At 68.4% G+C, this 16405-nt stretch carries 17 protein-coding genes; 7 read left to right on the top strand and 10 right to left on the bottom strand.

Annotation, left to right across the window (positions count from 1 at the left end; translation table 11 throughout):
- Window positions 1–232: 232 nt before the first annotated feature.
- A complete protein-coding gene (locus ACQPYY_RS11325; protein WP_433593693.1) occupies window positions 233–703 on the bottom strand; it encodes a hypothetical protein in 471 nt (156 codons plus the stop codon).
- 357 nt (window positions 704–1060) lie between these two features.
- Between ACQPYY_RS11325 and ACQPYY_RS11320 the strand changes: the two genes are divergently transcribed.
- Both ACQPYY_RS11320 and ACQPYY_RS11315 read left to right on the top strand, forming a co-directional pair.
- A complete protein-coding gene (locus ACQPYY_RS11320) occupies window positions 1061–1942 on the top strand; it encodes a helix-turn-helix domain-containing protein (RefSeq protein ID WP_433593692.1) in 882 nt (293 codons plus the stop codon).
- Complete coding sequence (locus tag ACQPYY_RS11315) at window positions 1939–2154, top strand: DUF397 domain-containing protein (RefSeq protein ID WP_433593691.1); 216 nt, start codon at window positions 1939–1941, stop codon at window positions 2152–2154. The genes ACQPYY_RS11320 and ACQPYY_RS11315 overlap by 4 nt, the downstream gene beginning before the upstream one ends.
- On the opposite strand, the gene ACQPYY_RS11310 is transcribed toward ACQPYY_RS11315, so the two are convergent.
- The 4 genes from ACQPYY_RS11310 to ACQPYY_RS11295 form a co-directional block, all read right to left on the bottom strand.
- Window positions 2139–3440 carry a KamA family radical SAM protein gene (locus ACQPYY_RS11310; protein WP_433593690.1) on the bottom strand — a complete coding sequence of 434 codons (1302 nt, stop codon included), beginning with the start codon at window positions 3438–3440 and terminating at the stop codon, window positions 2139–2141. The two genes, ACQPYY_RS11315 and ACQPYY_RS11310, sit on opposite strands and share 16 nt — an antisense overlap.
- Window positions 3441–3490: 50 nt before the next feature.
- The gene (locus ACQPYY_RS11305) at window positions 3491–4513 is read right to left on the bottom strand and encodes a DUF5919 domain-containing protein (RefSeq protein WP_433593689.1); all 1023 of its coding nucleotides are present in this window, start codon (window positions 4511–4513) and stop codon (window positions 3491–3493) included.
- Window positions 4514–4648: 135 nt separating this feature from the next.
- A complete protein-coding gene (locus ACQPYY_RS11300) occupies window positions 4649–7243 on the bottom strand; it encodes a DNA translocase FtsK 4TM domain-containing protein (RefSeq protein ID WP_433593688.1) in 2595 nt (864 codons plus the stop codon).
- Window positions 7244–7403: 160 nt separating this feature from the next.
- Entirely contained in the window at window positions 7404–8021 is a 618-nt protein-coding gene (locus tag ACQPYY_RS11295; RefSeq protein ID WP_433593687.1) for a TIGR03085 family metal-binding protein, read from the bottom strand.
- 245 nt (window positions 8022–8266) lie between these two features.
- On the opposite strand from ACQPYY_RS11295, the gene ACQPYY_RS11290 reads away from it, so the two are divergent.
- Window positions 8267–8656 carry a DUF4189 domain-containing protein gene (locus tag ACQPYY_RS11290; RefSeq protein WP_379096230.1) on the top strand — a complete coding sequence of 130 codons (390 nt, stop codon included), beginning with the start codon at window positions 8267–8269 and terminating at the stop codon, window positions 8654–8656.
- A gap of 19 nt (window positions 8657–8675) precedes the next feature.
- A complete protein-coding gene (locus ACQPYY_RS11285; protein WP_379096227.1) occupies window positions 8676–9236 on the top strand; it encodes a hypothetical protein in 561 nt (186 codons plus the stop codon).
- A gap of 259 nt (window positions 9237–9495) precedes the next feature.
- Here the strand turns inward: ACQPYY_RS11285 and ACQPYY_RS11280 are convergent, their stop codons facing one another.
- Window positions 9496–11556 (bottom strand): ribonuclease J, encoded by a 2061-nt coding sequence (locus ACQPYY_RS11280; RefSeq protein WP_433593686.1) that lies wholly within the window; start codon window positions 11554–11556, stop codon window positions 9496–9498.
- Window positions 11553–12461: a 4-hydroxy-tetrahydrodipicolinate synthase gene (gene dapA / locus ACQPYY_RS11275; RefSeq protein WP_379096222.1), complete on the bottom strand. Its 909-nt coding sequence runs from the start codon at window positions 12459–12461 to the stop codon at window positions 11553–11555. Before dapA ends, ACQPYY_RS11280 begins: the two co-directional genes overlap by 4 nt.
- A gap of 146 nt (window positions 12462–12607) precedes the next feature.
- Here dapA and ACQPYY_RS11270 point away from each other — a divergent pair, with 146 nt between their 5' ends.
- Window positions 12608–13051, top strand: a complete 444-nt coding sequence (locus ACQPYY_RS11270) for a toxin-antitoxin system HicB family antitoxin (RefSeq protein ID WP_433593685.1) — start codon at window positions 12608–12610, stop codon at window positions 13049–13051.
- Window positions 13052–13056: 5 nt separating this feature from the next.
- Here ACQPYY_RS11270 and ACQPYY_RS11265 read toward each other — a convergent pair whose 3' ends face one another.
- The 3 genes from ACQPYY_RS11265 to wrbA are packed head-to-tail and all read right to left on the bottom strand — an operon-like array spanning window position 13057 to window position 15722.
- Window positions 13057–13698: a DUF3558 family protein gene (locus ACQPYY_RS11265; protein WP_433593684.1), complete on the bottom strand. Its 642-nt coding sequence runs from the start codon at window positions 13696–13698 to the stop codon at window positions 13057–13059.
- The gene (locus ACQPYY_RS11260; protein WP_433593683.1) at window positions 13699–15102 is read right to left on the bottom strand and encodes an MFS transporter; all 1404 of its coding nucleotides are present in this window, start codon (window positions 15100–15102) and stop codon (window positions 13699–13701) included.
- Window positions 15099–15722, bottom strand: a complete 624-nt coding sequence (gene wrbA / locus ACQPYY_RS11255) for an NAD(P)H:quinone oxidoreductase (protein WP_433593682.1) — start codon at window positions 15720–15722, stop codon at window positions 15099–15101. The genes ACQPYY_RS11260 and wrbA overlap by 4 nt, the downstream gene beginning before the upstream one ends.
- Before the next feature lie 72 nt (window positions 15723–15794).
- On the opposite strand from wrbA, the gene ACQPYY_RS11250 reads away from it, so the two are divergent.
- Complete coding sequence (locus ACQPYY_RS11250; RefSeq protein WP_433593681.1) at window positions 15795–16232, top strand: MarR family winged helix-turn-helix transcriptional regulator; 438 nt, start codon at window positions 15795–15797, stop codon at window positions 16230–16232.
- Window positions 16229–16402 carry a hypothetical protein gene (locus tag ACQPYY_RS11245; RefSeq protein ID WP_433593680.1) on the top strand — a complete coding sequence of 58 codons (174 nt, stop codon included), beginning with the start codon at window positions 16229–16231 and terminating at the stop codon, window positions 16400–16402. The genes ACQPYY_RS11250 and ACQPYY_RS11245 overlap by 4 nt, the downstream gene beginning before the upstream one ends.
- Window positions 16403–16405: the final 3 nt, after the last annotated feature.

Below are 16405 nucleotides of genomic sequence, written 5' to 3'. Positions count from 1 at the left end.
ATGACGAACCGGGGTCAAGCGGATGCGGCGGAGAGCCGGGCCGCCTCGCGTCTCGAAGCTGCGGCTACGCGCTTCTCGCCTTCGAGGCGGGCCCGGATCGCGGCGACCGAGTAGGGGTTCGGAGGAGGGCGGTGGAGGAAATGGCGCCGGACGGGGCCGGAGAAGCAGAGGGACAGAACGGTGAACGTTAGTGCAGTGGTTGCGATTTCGGTGAACATGGGAGACTCCCGGGCTAGGACGGGTAGGTGCGGGGCGATTCGCGGAGGGCGATTCGGAGGGCTCGGAGGACTGTGCTGAGAGGCTGGAGGGTTTCCCACTGGGGGTATCGGAACCAGAGGGGCTCGGTTCCGCCGGGACGGCGAGGGGTGGGGAGGGTGAGATCCCTTCCAGGCGGGAGGAATTCGCAGTGGGCGCGGGCGCGGAAATCGTTGGCGGGGAGGGTGATGTCGAGGTGGGTGGGGGCGGCCAGGAGGATCAGGGTGCCGGCGCCGGGGCGTTCGTCGAGGATGGGGGTGGTTCGCTTGGTCCAGAACAACTCGTCGTCGATCGCGGCGGCGAGGGCGGACGGGGTGCGGATCGCGGTGATGCCGGTGGTGGACAGGGTGATTCGGGAGCCGGTTATCCGGCAGGGCAGGCCGTAGAGTTCGCGGTACAGCCACAGCTGGCGGTCGAGTGGGGTCTCGCCTGTCACGTGCGCGGGCATGGGGCGTGCCCTCCTTCGAGATAGCTGCGGGCGCTTTCCACGCGCGGGCACGGCGGGTCGCAGGTGGCGTGGATCTTTCGGATGCCTTGGGCACGTTGCCGGGAGATGGGGAAGATCGAACCGTTGCCGCAGTCGTCATTGACCCAGGTCGCCTTGGGGGCAGACCGCCGGTCTCGCTGGATCTTCATGCTTCAAGTGGAGCGAGGTGGCGAGGATGTGGGAAGTGAAAAGCGGGATCCCGGATTTTTCCTCTGTTTCACCAGGTTTCGACCCCCGAACGGTGAGATGATATTCCCGCTCCGGGAATCGCCATCGTCGCGGAGCGGGAAGCATGATGACCCGAGAGCGGGAAATTCCATGTCCGAAAGCGAAGGCACCCTCACCCGCCGCCAGCTCGGCAGGTACCTGAAGTCCGCCCGCGAAGAAGCCGGGTTCACCCTGGAACAGGCGGGCAGACAAATGGACTGGAGCAAGAGCAAGCTCCAGCGGCACGAGGCCGGCGAGGTCGCGAAGATCCGTCGGCCCGATCTGGACCTGCTGATTCGGCTCTACCAGATAGATGATCGCCAGGCCGCGCACCTACGTGGGCTGGCCGAGACCGCTGCCGGGAAATCCTGGTGGCACGAGTTCAGTCGCGTTCTGCCGGACGACTTCCGGATCTATGTGGACATGGAGTCGGCCGCCGCGGTGCTGACGACCTACCAGCCGGACCTCGTCCCCGGCCTGCTCCAGACACGCCCCTACGCACGCGTGCTGGCCTACACCGCCAACCCGGAGGACGGAGAGGATGCTCTCGCGGGTCGTTTGGAGTTGAAGGCCCGCAGGCAGCGCATCCTCACGCACAACCTCAAGAAGCCTCAGCTGAACATGGTGCTCGGAGAAACTGTGTTGCGCAGGGTGGTCGGCGGTCCGAAGATAATGTCAGACCAACTCAAACGCCTCGCCGAGGCGAGCACTTTACCCAACGTCACCCTCCGCATCCTTCCGTTCTCGGCCGGGATGCCGACCGGCGATCAGACCGGACCATTCGTGATCATCGATTTCACGACGGACGGGCGCGGCCAGCCTGTAGCTCCGACCACGATCTACAGCGAGGGCTACTCGAGCGACATGTACTCGGAGAAGCGCGATGTCGTCGATCGCTACGTCGAGGCGTACAGAGTTCTCCAGCGGGCTGCGCTGGACGAGTCGAGCAGCAGAGATCTGGTGCGCGAGATAGCAAGGGAGTACAGCGCGTGAACGACGAACTAGACGGCGCACGGTGGTTCAAGAGCAGCAGAAGCGGCGGTAGCAAGGAGTGCGTCGAAGCCGCGTTCTTGGCCGGGGGTGGGATCGGGGTTCGCGATTCCAAGGATCCCGGTGGGGCGGCGCATGTTTTCACCGCTGGGCAGTGGGATGCGTTTATCGGGGCCGTGGCGGCCGGGAGGTTCGATATTCACGGTTGCTCGTAAGGGAATCGGGGGGCGAAGGCTGGGGTGAGGTCGTCCAGCCAGCGGGCTGTGTCGCTGTAGTTCGCGAAGAACGGTGTGCCTACGAGGGATTCGTCGCGGGCTTGGAGGAGGCGCAGGGCGAAGACTCGACGGTCGGCGATCGTGGCCACGCCGTCGACGACGACCTTGCCGGGGGTGGCCGACATGACCGGGCCGCGGACCGTGCGGGCCAGGCCGGGGACCGCGCGGTAGGCGTCGGTGAAGATGGCGGTCGCGGCGGCCAGGCGTACCGCGAAGTGGTCACGGGGGCCGGTGTCGCGTTCGACGAACATGTAGTACGGGATCATGCCGAGTCGGACCTCGTTGCGCCACAGGCTGATCCAGTCGTCGGCGCTGTCGTTGACGGTGCGGACGATCGGGGATTGGCAGCGGATCACGGCACCGGTGGCCTGTAATCGGCGGATCGCGTGGCGGACCACGTCGGTCTCCAATTCCCGGGAGTGCGAGACGTGGGCCATGATCGCCAGGTGGCGTCCGGACTCGGTGATCCGGGTCAGCAGCTTCAGCAGTTGATCGGCGTCGGGGTCGGTGACGAAGCGGTGCGGCCAGAAGGCCAGCGCCTTGGTGCCGATCCGGATCGAGGTGATCCGTTCCAGGCGCGGGTCCAGCAGCGGCTCCAGGTGCCGGGCCAGGACGTCCGCGCTCATGATCATCGGATCGCCGCCGGTGACCAGGACATCGCTGACCTCGGGATGGCGGTCCAGGTAGCGGATCAGCACTTCGGGACCCGCGGCGGCCATGCGCAGGTCCGGCTCGCCGACGAACTGCGCCCAACGGAAGCAGTACGCGCAGTAGGCGTGACAGGTTTGACCGTTGCGCGGGAAGTACAGCACCGTGTTGCGGTATTTGTGCTGCAAGCCGTCGAACGACTCCCCCTCGGCCGCGGGGCGATTGAGGGTGCGCTGGCCCTCCGGATGCGGGTTCATCGCCTTGCGGATGCGGGTGGCGGTGTGGCGGATGTCGGCGGCGGAGGCGTCGTGCGCGAGCAGGGTCGCGATCTCGGCCCGGTCGTCGTCGGCGAGCATCCGCGGATGCGGCATGGTCAGCCGGAAGATCGGGTCGTCGGGCGCTCGCGTCCAGTCGATGAGTTCGTCCAGGACATAGCGATTCGTCCGGAACGGCAGCACCGCGGCCACCGCCGCCAGATCCCGCGCCTGCGCGGCGTCGAGCCCGGCGCGGGCGGCGATACTCGACAACTCCCGAGCGCCGATCGCGCGAAACCCATACCCCCTGGTGCCCAGCGACATCCGATGCCTCCAGCACGGCCCGACGGATGTCGAGCGACCGAGCACCGATCCTAATGATCCGCGGCGGCCTCGGCCCCGCGAGGTTGCCCGGGCGATGCCACCGGGCGCAGACAGAGGAAGTCGCCATCGGAAGAGTCACGGAAGATCCTGCCCGCCACCACCGTGAGCCGATCGATCAGCCCGGTGTCGACGACCCGGAACAGCTCGTAGTCGCTGCCGTCGTCGAGCCGCGCCCGGATCGGATCGGTCCCGACCCGGCCCAGGAAGCGATCGGTGCGAGCACCCTGCAGATAGCGAATATCGTCCACCACAATCGATTTCACCAAGGACCTGCGCCGGTCACCGGTTCCGTCGGACAGTGTCACGTCGATCAGGTGTTCCAGCGGAACCGACCGGCCCCACACGGCGTGGAATCGGTCGTTGACGAACTTGCCGAGCGGGGAATGCACCGACACCTCCAGCTGGCGAGAGTCACCGGAGAGGCCGTCGATCGTATAGAACGAGATCAGGCACCGGTCGTCGGCGCGATACATCGTCACATCGGGACCCGACGAATAGAGCCGCACCTGGAAGTCCGCGCCGGGACCGTGGCCCGGGTGCGCGCGCTCCAGCTCGCCGATATCCCGTTGCAGGGCGCGCAGGGAGATCAGATTGAGCGCCAGCTGCCGCTGCAGGTCCTCGGCCGCACCGAGTTCCCGGTCACGCTGCTCGGCCGCGAGCGTGGACGGGTTGATCAGCAGCACCCGCACGGACACGCCGCGCGCCAACGCATCCCGGGTGATCTGCCCGAAACGATCCGAATGCGGCTCGACCAGCATATTCGAGAAGGTGTCGACGATGCGGATGGCGTTCATACTGCGGTGCGCGCGGTCCAGGAAGCGCCGATAGTCGAGTTCGCGATGCTCACGCACCCGGGATTCGCCGACCCGCTGGATGATCGGGGTCAGCAGGAAGATCGTGAACACCGCGCCGATCAGGTCGGCCGCGGTGTTCAACTCGAAATTGCGCCAATAGTCCGGCATTCCGCGGGACAGCACCGCCAGCAGCAGGACAGTCGCGACACCGACGCCCAATCCGGCGATCCAGCGCGGTTCCGGCCTGCGCCACCGCCGCTTCCAGCTCCGGCCCCATGAAACTCCCCCGCGTGCCACACGATTCAGATTAGGGGCACCACGGAGGAGCTTCAATACGGAGCGGACCGCTCAAAACTACTCGGGCTCAGCGCCATCCGCGGCAGGTTCGCCGCCGCCCCGGATGGACCAGAGCAGTCCGTCGAGTTCGTCGGGCTTGATGAGAACATCGCGGGCCTTGGAGCCTTCCGACGGGCCGACCACTCCCCTGGTTTCCATCAGGTCCATGAGGCGGCCCGCCTTGGCGAAGCCGACGCGGAGCTTGCGCTGGAGCATGGACGTCGAGCCGAACTGGGAGGTGACCACGAGTTCGATGGCTTGCAGCAGGAGGTCGAGGTCGTCGCCGATGTCGGGGTCGACGTCCTTCTTCTCGCCGGCCTTGGCGGCGGTGACACCCTCCTGGTAGTCGGGCTCGGCCTGGGTCTTGGCGAAATCGACGACGCCGGCGATCTCCTCGTCGGAGATGAAAGCGCCCTGGAGACGAGTCGGTTTGCTCGCGCCCATGGGGAGGAACAGGCCGTCACCCATACCGATCAGCTTCTCCGCGCCGGGCTGATCGAGGATGACTCGGGAGTCGGTCAGCGAGGACGTGGCGAAGGCCAGGCGGGAGGGGACGTTCGTCTTGATCAGACCCGTCACCACGTCCACCGACGGGCGCTGGGTCGCCAGCACCAGGTGAATGCCCGCGGCACGGGCCTTCTGGGTGATGCGGACGATGGCGTCCTCGACGTCACGGGGAGCGGTCATCATGAGGTCGGCGAGCTCGTCGACGATGGCCAGGATGTACGGGTAAGGGCGATACACCCTTTCGCTGCCCAGCGGCGTGGTGATCTGACCCGACTTCACCTTGCGGTTGAAGTCGTCGACGTGGCGGACCTTGCTGGCCTGCATGTCCTGATAGCGCTGCTCCATCTCCTCCACCAGCCAGGCCAGCGCGGCGGCCGCCTTCTTGGGCTGGGTGATGATGGGGGTGATCAGGTGCGGAATGCCCTCGTAGGGCGTCAGTTCCACCATCTTGGGGTCGATGAGGATCATGCGCACCTCCTCAGGGGTGGCGCGGCACAGCAGCGAGACCAGCATCGAGTTGACGAAACTGGACTTACCGGAACCGGTGGACCCGGCCACCAGCAAGTGCGGCATCTTGGCCAGATTCGCGGTGACGAACTCGCCTTCGATGTTCTTGCCCAAGCCGATCACCAGCGGATGGTGGTCGTTGCGGGTGCTGGAAGCCTTCAATACGTCGGCCAGGCGCACCAATTCGCGGTCGGCATTGGGGACCTCGATACCGACGGCCGACTTGCCCGGGATCGGAGCCAGCAGACGCACGTTCTCGGTGGCCACCGCGTAGGCCAGGTTGCGGGCCAGCGCGGTGATCTTCTCGACCTTCACGCCCGGGCCCAGCTCCACCTCGTAGCGGGTGACCGTCGGGCCGCGCACGAAACCGGTGACCGCGGCGTCGATCTTGAACTGGACCAGCACCTCGGTGATGGCCTCGATCATGGATTCGTTTGCCGCGCTGCGCTTCTTCGGCGGATCGCCGTCGGTCAACAGGGACAGCGACGGCAGTGTGTAATCGCCGTCCACCTCGCGGTCGGTGACGAACTCCAGCTGCTCCGGCGGCGGCGGAGTCTGGTCGACCACCGCGGGAACGGGCTTGGGGGGCTTGGCCTTCACCGGGGCGGGCCGCGGCTTCTCCTCCGGCTGGACGATCTCCTTCGCGTCCTGCAACGGGGGCTCGCCGAGAATCTCGGTGACGGCGTCCGAACCGCCGAACTCGTCGGCCGGATAGTTCTCCGACGGGGTGCGGCCGCGACGCTTGCGCACCTCGGGAGCGTGCAGCGGGAAACCGTCCGCGTCGTAGTTGGACGGATCGTAGGGGTCATCGGAGTAGCGGTCGTATTCGTCGCCGCCCGCGCCGGTGCCGAAGATCTCCCGCAGGCGTTCGGGCACATCCCGGACCTGAGTGCCGGTCAACAGCAGCAGGCCGAAACCGATGGCCAGCATGAGCAGCGGCACCGCCAGGAACGCGGACATCCCCTCCGAGAGCGGTCCGCCGACCACGTAACCGACGAAACCGGCGGCGTGTGCGCGACCGTGCGCGTCCGACGGGGAACCCGCGGCCAGATGCCACAAGCCCAGGATCGGCAGACCCGCCATCAGCCCGCCCAGCACCAAGCGCGGCCGGATCTCCGGCTGCGGCTCGGTGCGCATCAGAATCACCGCGATCGCCACCAGCACGAACGGCAGTGCCGCCGAAGCCGATCCGGACACCGCCCGCACCGCGGTATCGACCCAGTGCCCGACCGGGCCACCCGCCGACAGCCACACCGCCGCCACGATCAGGAAGGCGAAAGCCACCAGGCCCAGCGCGATCCCGTCACGCCGGTGGCCGTGCTCGATCTCCCCCGCCCGGCTGACCGCCCGCGTCGTCGCGCCCAGGCCCCGCGCCATCATGGTCCAGCCGCTGGTCACACCACGCCGGACCACCGCCAGCGGGGCCGTATTGGACTGCGCTCGCCGGGGTGCGGGACGCCGAGCCGGAGCCTTGCGTGCCGTTGTGCCGCGGCCCTTGGCCGGGGTGCGTTGGGTGCGCGCGCGGGACTGCGCGGGAGTCTGCCCCCGCGTGGCCCCCGCTCGCGTACGTGACGTTCCGGTGCGGGCCTTACCTGCCATGCGTCCCAGGCTAGCCGCAACAGCACCACCCGGACCATCCGCAACACCCGGCCCACCCGAATCAGAAACTGTGGCGATCACAACGAAAAACCACCGTCGACGCCGCGATCAGGCGGGAAACCACCGGGTCAGTGGGGTGCCACACACCCCTCGGGGCAGATTAGACGCTGCGATCGAGCGCGTGCACCAACTCGACATCCTCCGGCGCGCCGGTCGCCTCCAGGCGGACCGCGTTGCGCCCGAAAGCGTGCAGCAGCAGCTCCGAGGGCGGACCGGCCAGCACGACCGTACGATCCCCGGCCTGCCGCGCCACCGTGCGGCGGCCGTCCGGCGTGGCCAGCGCGACGGTGATCGGCGACTTGCGATAGGCCATGCGGGCCAAGCCCGTCAGCACCTTCCACAGCCGGTCCTCGTCGGCCGCGGACAGGGTGCGGGGCTCCCAGCCGGGCGCGCCACGGCGGACGTCCTCGTGGTGGACGAACATCTCGGTGGTGTTCATCAGGGCGTCGACCGGGCGCAGGTAGAACGGCGGTCCGGAGCGCACCTCGTCGAGCAGCTGCGCGAACGGGCGCTCCGTGACCTTGCGCTGCACGCTGTCCAGATACGGGGCGAACGGCTTGAGCAGGATGCCGGGGGCGGCGTCCGGGCGACGCTCACGAACGACCAAGTGCGCGGCCAGATCCCGGGCCGTCCACTCCCCGCACAGGGTCGGCGCGTCGGGGCCGGCTTCGGCCATCGCCTGAACCAGGGCCTGGCGCTCACGTTGGGCCATATTCATAAGGGGGACCTTAGTCCGGGTTGTCCGGGTTCGCACCGGGGCGTTAAGGAAACCACACGGTCTCCCATAAGCGCCGCCGCTGATCATGATCTGGCACCGGATGTGACAACACAGCCGGAGGCGGCCCGCAACGCGCTGCCGCCGCACAAACCACAGATGCCGGTTGGCGTCAACACTTCCGTATCGGTAACTTGATCCCTCGGTCCATAGGGTCGTGGACCCGAAAGCACAAGAAGGGCAACACCTTGAAGAAGATCGTCAGCGGCGCAGCCGTGATGGTCGCGGCCGTCGGTTCCCTGCTCGCTGGGACCGCCGCTCCGGCCAACGCCTACCAGGACTACAACTACGGCGCCATCGCGCTGTCGGTGTCGACCGGTCGTATCGGCTACTCCTACGACTATTCCGACAGCCCCGCGGCGCAGAACGCCGCCATGAGCTCGTGCACCTACAACGACTGCAAGATCGTCGCGCGCTTCTCGAACGGCTGCGGCGCGGTCGCCTACTCCTCGCGCGACGGCTACTACACCTTCGGCGCCGCGTCCTCGCGGATCGCCGCCAAGAACCAGGCGCTCAACCGGAACTCGAGCGGCGCCACCATCATTCACTGGAACTGCACCACCGGTTACCAGCTCTGAAATCACGGGGAGAATTTCGTTGAAGCACACCGTTTTCCGCGCGACCGCCGCGCTGATGCTGGCCACCTCGGCCTTCGGCCTGGTGGCCTGCAGCAAGTCCGATGACACCAGCAAGGCCGCCGCCACCACCTCGGCCGCCCCCGCCGGCAAGTTCGACGGCAGCACCGACGGCGGCGACGCCAAGCTCACCGGCGCGGCCCCGGCCCCCACCACGGCGGCCGACCTGCCCAAGCCCTCGGTCGCGGACCTGAACGACAAGGTCACCAAGGCGTTCGACCCGTCGATCGACTCCAAGACCAAGACCGACTGGATCGAGAACGCCGGGCTGGACCCGCAGCTCGCCCAGAAGCTGGTCGACGCCGCCAAGGCCAACAACGTCAAGATCAAGATCACCAACGTGGGCGACCCCGCCGAGGGCAAGCTCAAGGCCGACGCCGACGTCACCATCGACGGCAAGCCGGTCCAGAACGCGACCGTCTCCTTCGTCGCCGACGGCACCGACTGGAAGATCGACCACAACTACGCCTGCAGCATCGTCAAGGCCGCCAAGCTCGACTCGGCCGCCTGCCAGGACAAGTAAAACTCTTGTGGTTCCCGCCCCGGGCGGGGTGCTGCCTCCGGCAGGGGTAATCGCCTGCGGCGGGATTGCCGCCTGCGGCAGGCAAGTTCGCCTGCGGCGGGCCTCAGCTGACGGCAAGCGGCGGGCTTTCGCCAGCGGCGGGCCTCACGTCAGCGCTGCGGCTGGTCGCCCAGGGCTGATCATTCGCCGGCAGAATGCAATCGCCCCGACAGCTTCTTGCTGTCGGGGCGATTTCTGTTGCGCTGCTCGACCTTTGGGGTCAGACGCCGATGACCGTGGGGACGATCATGGGGCGGCGGCGGTACTTCTCGGCGACCCAGCGGCCGACGACGCGGCGGACGGACTGGGCGATGCGGTGGGTGTCGGTGACGCCCTCGACGGCCAGGCGGTGCAGTTCGCTCTCGACGAGTTCCTGGGCGCCGGAGAGGGCCTCGGGGTCGTCGGAGAAGCCGCGGCCGCTGACCTCGGGGGTGCTGACGGCCTTGCCGGTCGCGGAGTCGACGGCGACATTGATGGAGATGAAGCCGCCCTCACCCAGGACCAGGCGGTCCGAGAGGGTGGACTCGCCGACATCGCCGACCGAGAGGCCGTCGACGTAGACCTGGCCGACGGGGACGCGGCCGGAGATCGTGGCGATGCCGTCGACCAGGTCGACCACGACGCCGTTCTCGGCCAGGATGACCCGCTCCTCGGGGACGCCGGTCGCCACCGCGAGGGCGCCGTTGGCGCGCAGGTGCCGCCACTCGCCGTGCACGGGCATGGCATTGGTCGGACGGACCGCGTTGTACAGGTACAGCAGCTCGCCCGCCGAGGCGTGGCCGGACACATGGACCTTCGCGTTCTGCTGGGTGACGACCGTCGCGCCCAGGCGAGCCAGGCCGTTCACCACCGCGAACACCGCGTTCTCGTTGCCCGGGATCAGCGAGGAGGCCAGCACCACCAGATCGTCGGCGCGGATATTGATCTGACGGTGGTCGCCGCGCGCCATGCGCGACAGCGCCGACAGCGGCTCACCCTGCGAACCGGTCGAGATCAGCACCAGCTTGTGCACCGGCAGGTTGGCGGCCTGATCCAGATCCACCACCAGGTTGTCCGGGATCTCCAGGTAACCGAGATCCTGGGCGATCTGCATATTGCGGACCATGGACCGGCCCACGAAGCAGACCCGGCGGTCGTAGCGCTGCGCCACGTCCACCACCTGCTGGATGCGGTGCACATGAGAGGCGAAGGAGGCCACGATGACCCGGCCCTTGGCCTTACCGATCACATTGTCGAGCACCGGGCCGATCTCACGCTCGGGCGTCACGAAGCCCGGCACCTCGGCATTGGTGGAGTCGACCAGGAACAGGTCCACACCCTCGTCGCCCAGGCGGGAGAAACCGGCCAGGTCGGTGAGGCGGCCGTCGAGCGGCAGCTGATCCAGCTTGATGTCGCCGGTGTGCAGCGCGATGCCCGCGGGCGTGCGGATCGCCACCGCGATGGCGTCGGGGATGGAGTGATTGACCGCGAAGTACTCGCACTCGAACGCGCCGTGCTGGGTGCGCTCGCCCTCGCTGACCTCGATCAGGTTGGGCTGCAAGCGATGCTCGCGGCACTTGGCCGCCACCAGCGCGAGGGTGAACTTGGCGCCGATCACCGGGATGTCGCGGCGCAGGCGCAGCAGGAACGGCACCGCGCCGATGTGGTCCTCGTGACCGTGGGTCAGGATCACCGCGGCGATGTCGTCCATCCGGTCCTCGATGGGACCGAAGTCGGGCAGGATCAGGTCGACGCCGGGCTGCTGGTCCTCGGGGAACAACACACCGCAGTCGACGATCAGCAGCTTGCCGTCGTATTCGAAAACGGTCATGTTGCGGCCGATCTCACCGATACCGCCGAGCGCGAACACCCGCAGGCCGCCCTTGGGGGCCTTCGGCGGGGTGCCCATGGCGTGCGGATCGCGCGGGGCCGGAGCCTGGTCGCGGCCACCCTGGCGGGAACGGCCACCGCCGCCGCGGCGGTTGCGGTCGCCGCGGTTGCGGGAATCGTCCTGGCGCGAACGGGATTCGTCCGGACGGGACCGGGGGGCCTCGTCGGCCGGTCTGGACTGGGCGGCCTTGCCGCGGTCCGAGGAGCGACCGCGGGCCGCGCGCTCGCGGGCGGGCTCGGCTTCCGCGCGGACCGGGGCGGCCGACGCCGGTTCCGGCTGCGCGGCAGCCGAACTCACGGTTTCGGGCGCGGCAGCGGGCTGCGCGGCGGGAGTGGGCTGCGCGGGAGCGGGAGCCGGGGCGCCGGCGGCGCGGCTGGCACTGCGACGGGGGCGGCGAGCGGGGCTGGTCACGCAATCACCCCCGCGGCACGCAGGTCCACGGCGAGCTCGTCGAGCTGGTCGCCGTTCGGCATGAGTTGTGGCAAGCGTGGTTCTCCGGTCTCGACTCCGAGCAGGCGCAGCGCGCCCTTGGTCATGGCCACGCCGCCCAGACGCGACATGGCGCGGTTCAGCGGGGCCATGCTGACATTGATCTCACGGGCCCGGGCGATGTCCCCGGCCTGGTAGGCATCGATCAGGGCGCGCAGGCGGTCCGGCACGAGATGGCCGATGACACTGATGAATCCGGTCGCGCCGATCGAGAGCCACGGCAGGTTGAGCACGTCGTCGCCGGAGTAGAAGGCCAGCCCGGTCTCGGCGATCAGCTCCGCGCCCGCGCCCAGATCGCCCTTGGCGTCCTTGACGGCGACGATGTTCGGGTGCTCGGCGAGACGGCGAATGGTGTCGGTCGCGATGGGGACCACCGAGCGCGGCGGAATGTCGTAGAGGGTGACCGGCAGATCGGTCGCGTCCGCGATGGCGGTGAAGTGGGCGAACAGGCCGTCCTGGTTGGGACGCGAGTAGTACGGAGTCACGACCAGCAAACCGTGGGCGCCCGCGCGCTGCGCATTGCGGGACAGTTCGATGCTGTGAGCGGTGTCGTAGGTGCCGGTGCCCGCGATGACGGTGGCGCGGTCGCCGACGGCGTCGACGACGGCGCGCAGCAGGTCGAACTTCTCGGACTCGGTGGTGGTGGGCGACTCGCCGGTGGTTCCGGAGATCGCGAGCAGATCGACGCCGCCGTCGATCAGACGGGCGGCCAGCGCGACACCGGCATCGACGTCGAGCTTGCCTTCGGCGGTAAAGGGGGTCACCATCGCGACACCTACTGTGCCGGACGCGCGCAGCTCGGTTCGCGTCGATTCACCGTTCGTCATAGTCAGAAGGCTACAGCGTCGCTGGAACGGGTTTTGCATCGTTATACCCGAACCGTGCCCCGCAGGTTGGCGATTCGACTCGAGCGCCCGATTCTGGCGTCAGAAGTTTCCTTGAATGACACCACCCATGACGTCACACTGGTGTCATGGATCTGAACAAGTACACCGCCCAACTCCGTGAGAACCTCATCGCCGCCGCGGCCCTCGGCGACGAGAAAACCCAGGCCACCGCCGCCGCCCTGGCCGCCGCCACCGAGAACTCCGCCCGCCTGATCCTGCTCTCCGCCCTCTCCGAGCTGGCCGCCGAGGTGAGCGCCACCCTCCCCGACCGGACCGCCCACGTCTCCGTCGACGGTACCGACGCCCACGTCGATGTGCGCAAGACCGCAGCCACCGACGAGCACCCCACCTTCGAGGAGGTCACCGGCGACATCAGCCGCGTCACCCTCCGCCTGGTCGAACAGCTCAAATCCCGCGCCGAGGAAGCCGCCGCCCAGAGCGGCGTATCCCTCAACTCCTGGCTGTCTTCCACCGTCCAGTCCGCCCTCCGCGATCAGATGAGGAAGGGCGGCCGCTGGGACGAGTCCTGATCCTGTCAGGGCAACTGGCCCGCCAGCGCCGCGCCGAACGTGCGCGCGTCGGCGCAGGAGTCGAAGCCGTCCTGCTGCACCCGCAAGGTCTTGGCGACGAAGGCGACGCTGCCGTCGCCGGTGAAGGTCGTGACATAGCAGCCCAGGTGATGGGTGTCCTGGGCCGCGCGGTACTCGACCGCCTGCCTGCCACCCAGCGCCACCGGGGTGAACTGCACGTATTTGCCACCGGCCTGGAGATCCGCCAGCGTGTCGGGGCTCGACACGATGGTCAGTTCCACCGTTCTCGCGGTGTCCTGCCACCGGCAGCTCCGTGAGCCGGGCACGCCGGGGTTGTCGAGCCTCGTCTTGGACGCGGCGTTCAGGCCCGCCGACGAGACCGCGGAATCCGACAGGCCGCACGGGTTCCAGAGCGCGGGTGGGGTCGACTCCGGAATCGGGGTCGGAGCCTTCGAGACGGTATCGACGTCGGGGGCGGCCGGGGCCGTGACGTCCGGAGTCGCCGCGCTGACGGTCGCGCTCGCCGTGGTGACGGTGACGCCCGGCGATGGCCGGTCGACCACCGTCGCGTCATCGCAGCCCACGAGCAGCAGGGCCGAGCCGACGGATGAGACCAGGACTGCGATGACAGAGGTTCTGGCGGACATTCAGGAAACCCTTTCCGATTCGGTTGCTTTCATGAGTGCGCTGGCGATCACCGCGATCGCCACCGCGATTCCGGCCGCTACGACGAAGACCCGGCCGTAGGCCGCCGCCGAGCCCGCGATCGTCGCGAAGACCGCCAAGCCGATCGCCCCGCCGACCTGATTGGCGGTGCCCGCCAAGCCGCCGACGATCCCCGCATCACTGTCCGGCGCGTCCGAGGTGGCCACGGCCATGAGAGTCGGGAACGTCAGACCGATGCCGACGGCGATGAGCAGCGTCGGGCCGAGAACACCGAGGAGATAGCCGCTGTCGGCGCCGACGCGGGTCAGCCAGGCGAATCCGGCGAGAAGGCAGGCGCTTCCGGCGAGGATCTGCGGGCGGGCGCCGGTTCGCGGGAGGAGGGTGGCGGACACTCGCGCGAACACCAGGAACGTCACCGCGGCCGGAGCCTGTCCGAGCCCGGTGCGCAATGCGCTGTAGCCCAACACGTTCTGAAGCAACAGCGAGGTGAAGTACCACATGGCGATGCCGATCGCGCCGAACAACAGCAGCAGGGTGTTGCCGACGGCGACCGGCCGAATCCGGAACAGCCGCGGCGGCACCAGCGGCCGGGCGGCGACACGGGCCTCCACCACGAGGAAGACAATCAGCAACAGCACGCCCAGGGCGACCGGACCTGCGACCACACCCGACAGCCAGCCATGATCGGCGCCGCTCATGAGACCGAAGATGACGGCGGCGAGCCCGGCGGTCCCGGTGACCGCGCCGAGGAGGTCCAGTGATTCGCGGTGCACGCGGCGTCCAGCGGTCAACGACAGCAGGGCAAGTCCGGTCAAGGCCACACCGATCGGCACGTTGATGAGGAAGACCCACCGCCACGACAGCCCGGTGGTGATGGCCCCGCCCGCCAGCGCACCGGCCATTCCGCCGATCCCGCCCGCCGCCGACCACGCCCCGAATGCCCGTGCGCGCGTGCGGGTCTCGGTGAATTCGGTGTTGATCACCGCCAGCGTCGCGGGCGCCAGCAGCGCGGCCCCGATCCCCTGCGCGAACCGAGCCGCTACCAGCAACTCCGCGGTGGTGGAGATGCCGCCGATCAGACTCGCCGCCGAGAACACCGTCAACCCGATGATCAGCATCCGCCGCTGACCGAACAGGTCCGCGGCGCGACCGCCGAGCAGCATGAACCCGGCGAAGGCGAGTAGATAGCCGTCGACCACCCAGGCCACGCCCGCGGCACTGAATCCGAGATCCCGTTGCACGGAGGGCAGCGCGACATTCACGATGGACGAGTCCAGGATGACCATGAACTGACAGGCGCAGACCAGCGCCAGGATCAACCGTACCCGCCCGGAATGCGTTCCATCCCTTGATGTCTCGACACTCGGGTCGGCGATGGCGTTCATTCCCGACCCACCAGGACGCCGGTGCGCAGCCGCGCGGCGATCCGGGCCAATCGCGCCCCCTGGTAGGCGGCGGCCTCCAGCGCGGCCTCGTCCGGCCCGTGACCGTCCGGTCCGGTGACATACGAAGTGCCGTAGGGATTTCCACCCGCCGCGGAGACGGCCGGATCGGTGAATCCGGGCGGCACGATCAGCGCACCCCAGTGGTAGAACACGTTGGCCAGGGACAGAATCGTCGCCTCGCTGCCGCCGTGCCGGTGGAAGGCCGAGGTGAAGGCCGTGACCGGTTTGTCGGCCAGAGCGCCCTCGCGCCACAGGCCGCCGGTCTGGTCGATGAACTGTTTGAGCTGTGCGGCCGGTGCGCCGAAACGCGTCGGCGTCCCGAATGCGAGCGCGTCCGCCCAGGCCAGGTCCTCGAGCGAGGCCTCGGGGACCGATCGCGTCGCATCGGCGTGCTTGCGCCACAGCGGGTTCTGATCGATCGCCGCGGCGGGTGCGAGTTCGGCGACGCGGCGCACGCGCACCTCGGCTCCGCTCGCTTCGGCTCCCGCCGCGACGGCCTGCGCGAGGGCGTGCACGGTTCCTGTCGCGCTGTAGTAGATGACGGCGACCTTCACGAGCATGGCGACTCCACGATTGCTAGGATTAGTTATCCGCATAATGTTATGCGGATAACTATCCTGTCAAGGAGACCCGTGGACTTCGAGCAAGCCGATGCCATCAACCAGGCCATACGCCTGTTGACCCTGCGCCACCGAGCAAGGGCCGCAGCACTGTTGGCGCCGCTCGGGCTGCATACCGGGCAGGAGGCGCTGTTGCTGGAGCTCGCCCGGAGCGGGCCGATGATTCAGGCGCAGCTGAGTGGCGCGCTCGGGTGCGAGCCGCCCAGTGTCACGTTGATGACGAAGAAACTCGAAGCGTCCGGGCACATTCGGCGGGCGCCCGCGCCGAACGACAAGCGGGCCAGTGTCGTCGAGCTCACCGAGAGCGGGCGGGAGCTCACCGAGAAGGTGAAGCGGCTGTGGCGGGACCTGGCCGAGGAGACCGTGACCGGACTGCCGGAGCGAACCGTGGCGGAACTGCCCGCGCTGTTGGCGACCCTGACAGGGAATGTGGACAGCAGACAGCGGTGAGGGGCTTCGACTCGTCCGAACGCATCGCACTGCCGATCGACTTCGGCGACGAGGGGGAGATCGAGAGCCTCACGCATCTGGGTTCGGGGCAGGTCGCCGTCGGTGCGTGGACGCCGGCCGGTCGACTCACCCTCGTCGTGCGCCTCATCGAAGGGAAGGGCAGTGACTGACAA

Source organism: Nocardia sp. CA-145437 (assembly GCF_050956485.1).
Lineage (GTDB): Bacteria > Actinomycetota > Actinomycetes > Mycobacteriales > Mycobacteriaceae > Nocardia.
Note: the sequence above shows the minus strand (reverse complement) of the source record. Positions and strands in the feature narration are given on the sequence as shown.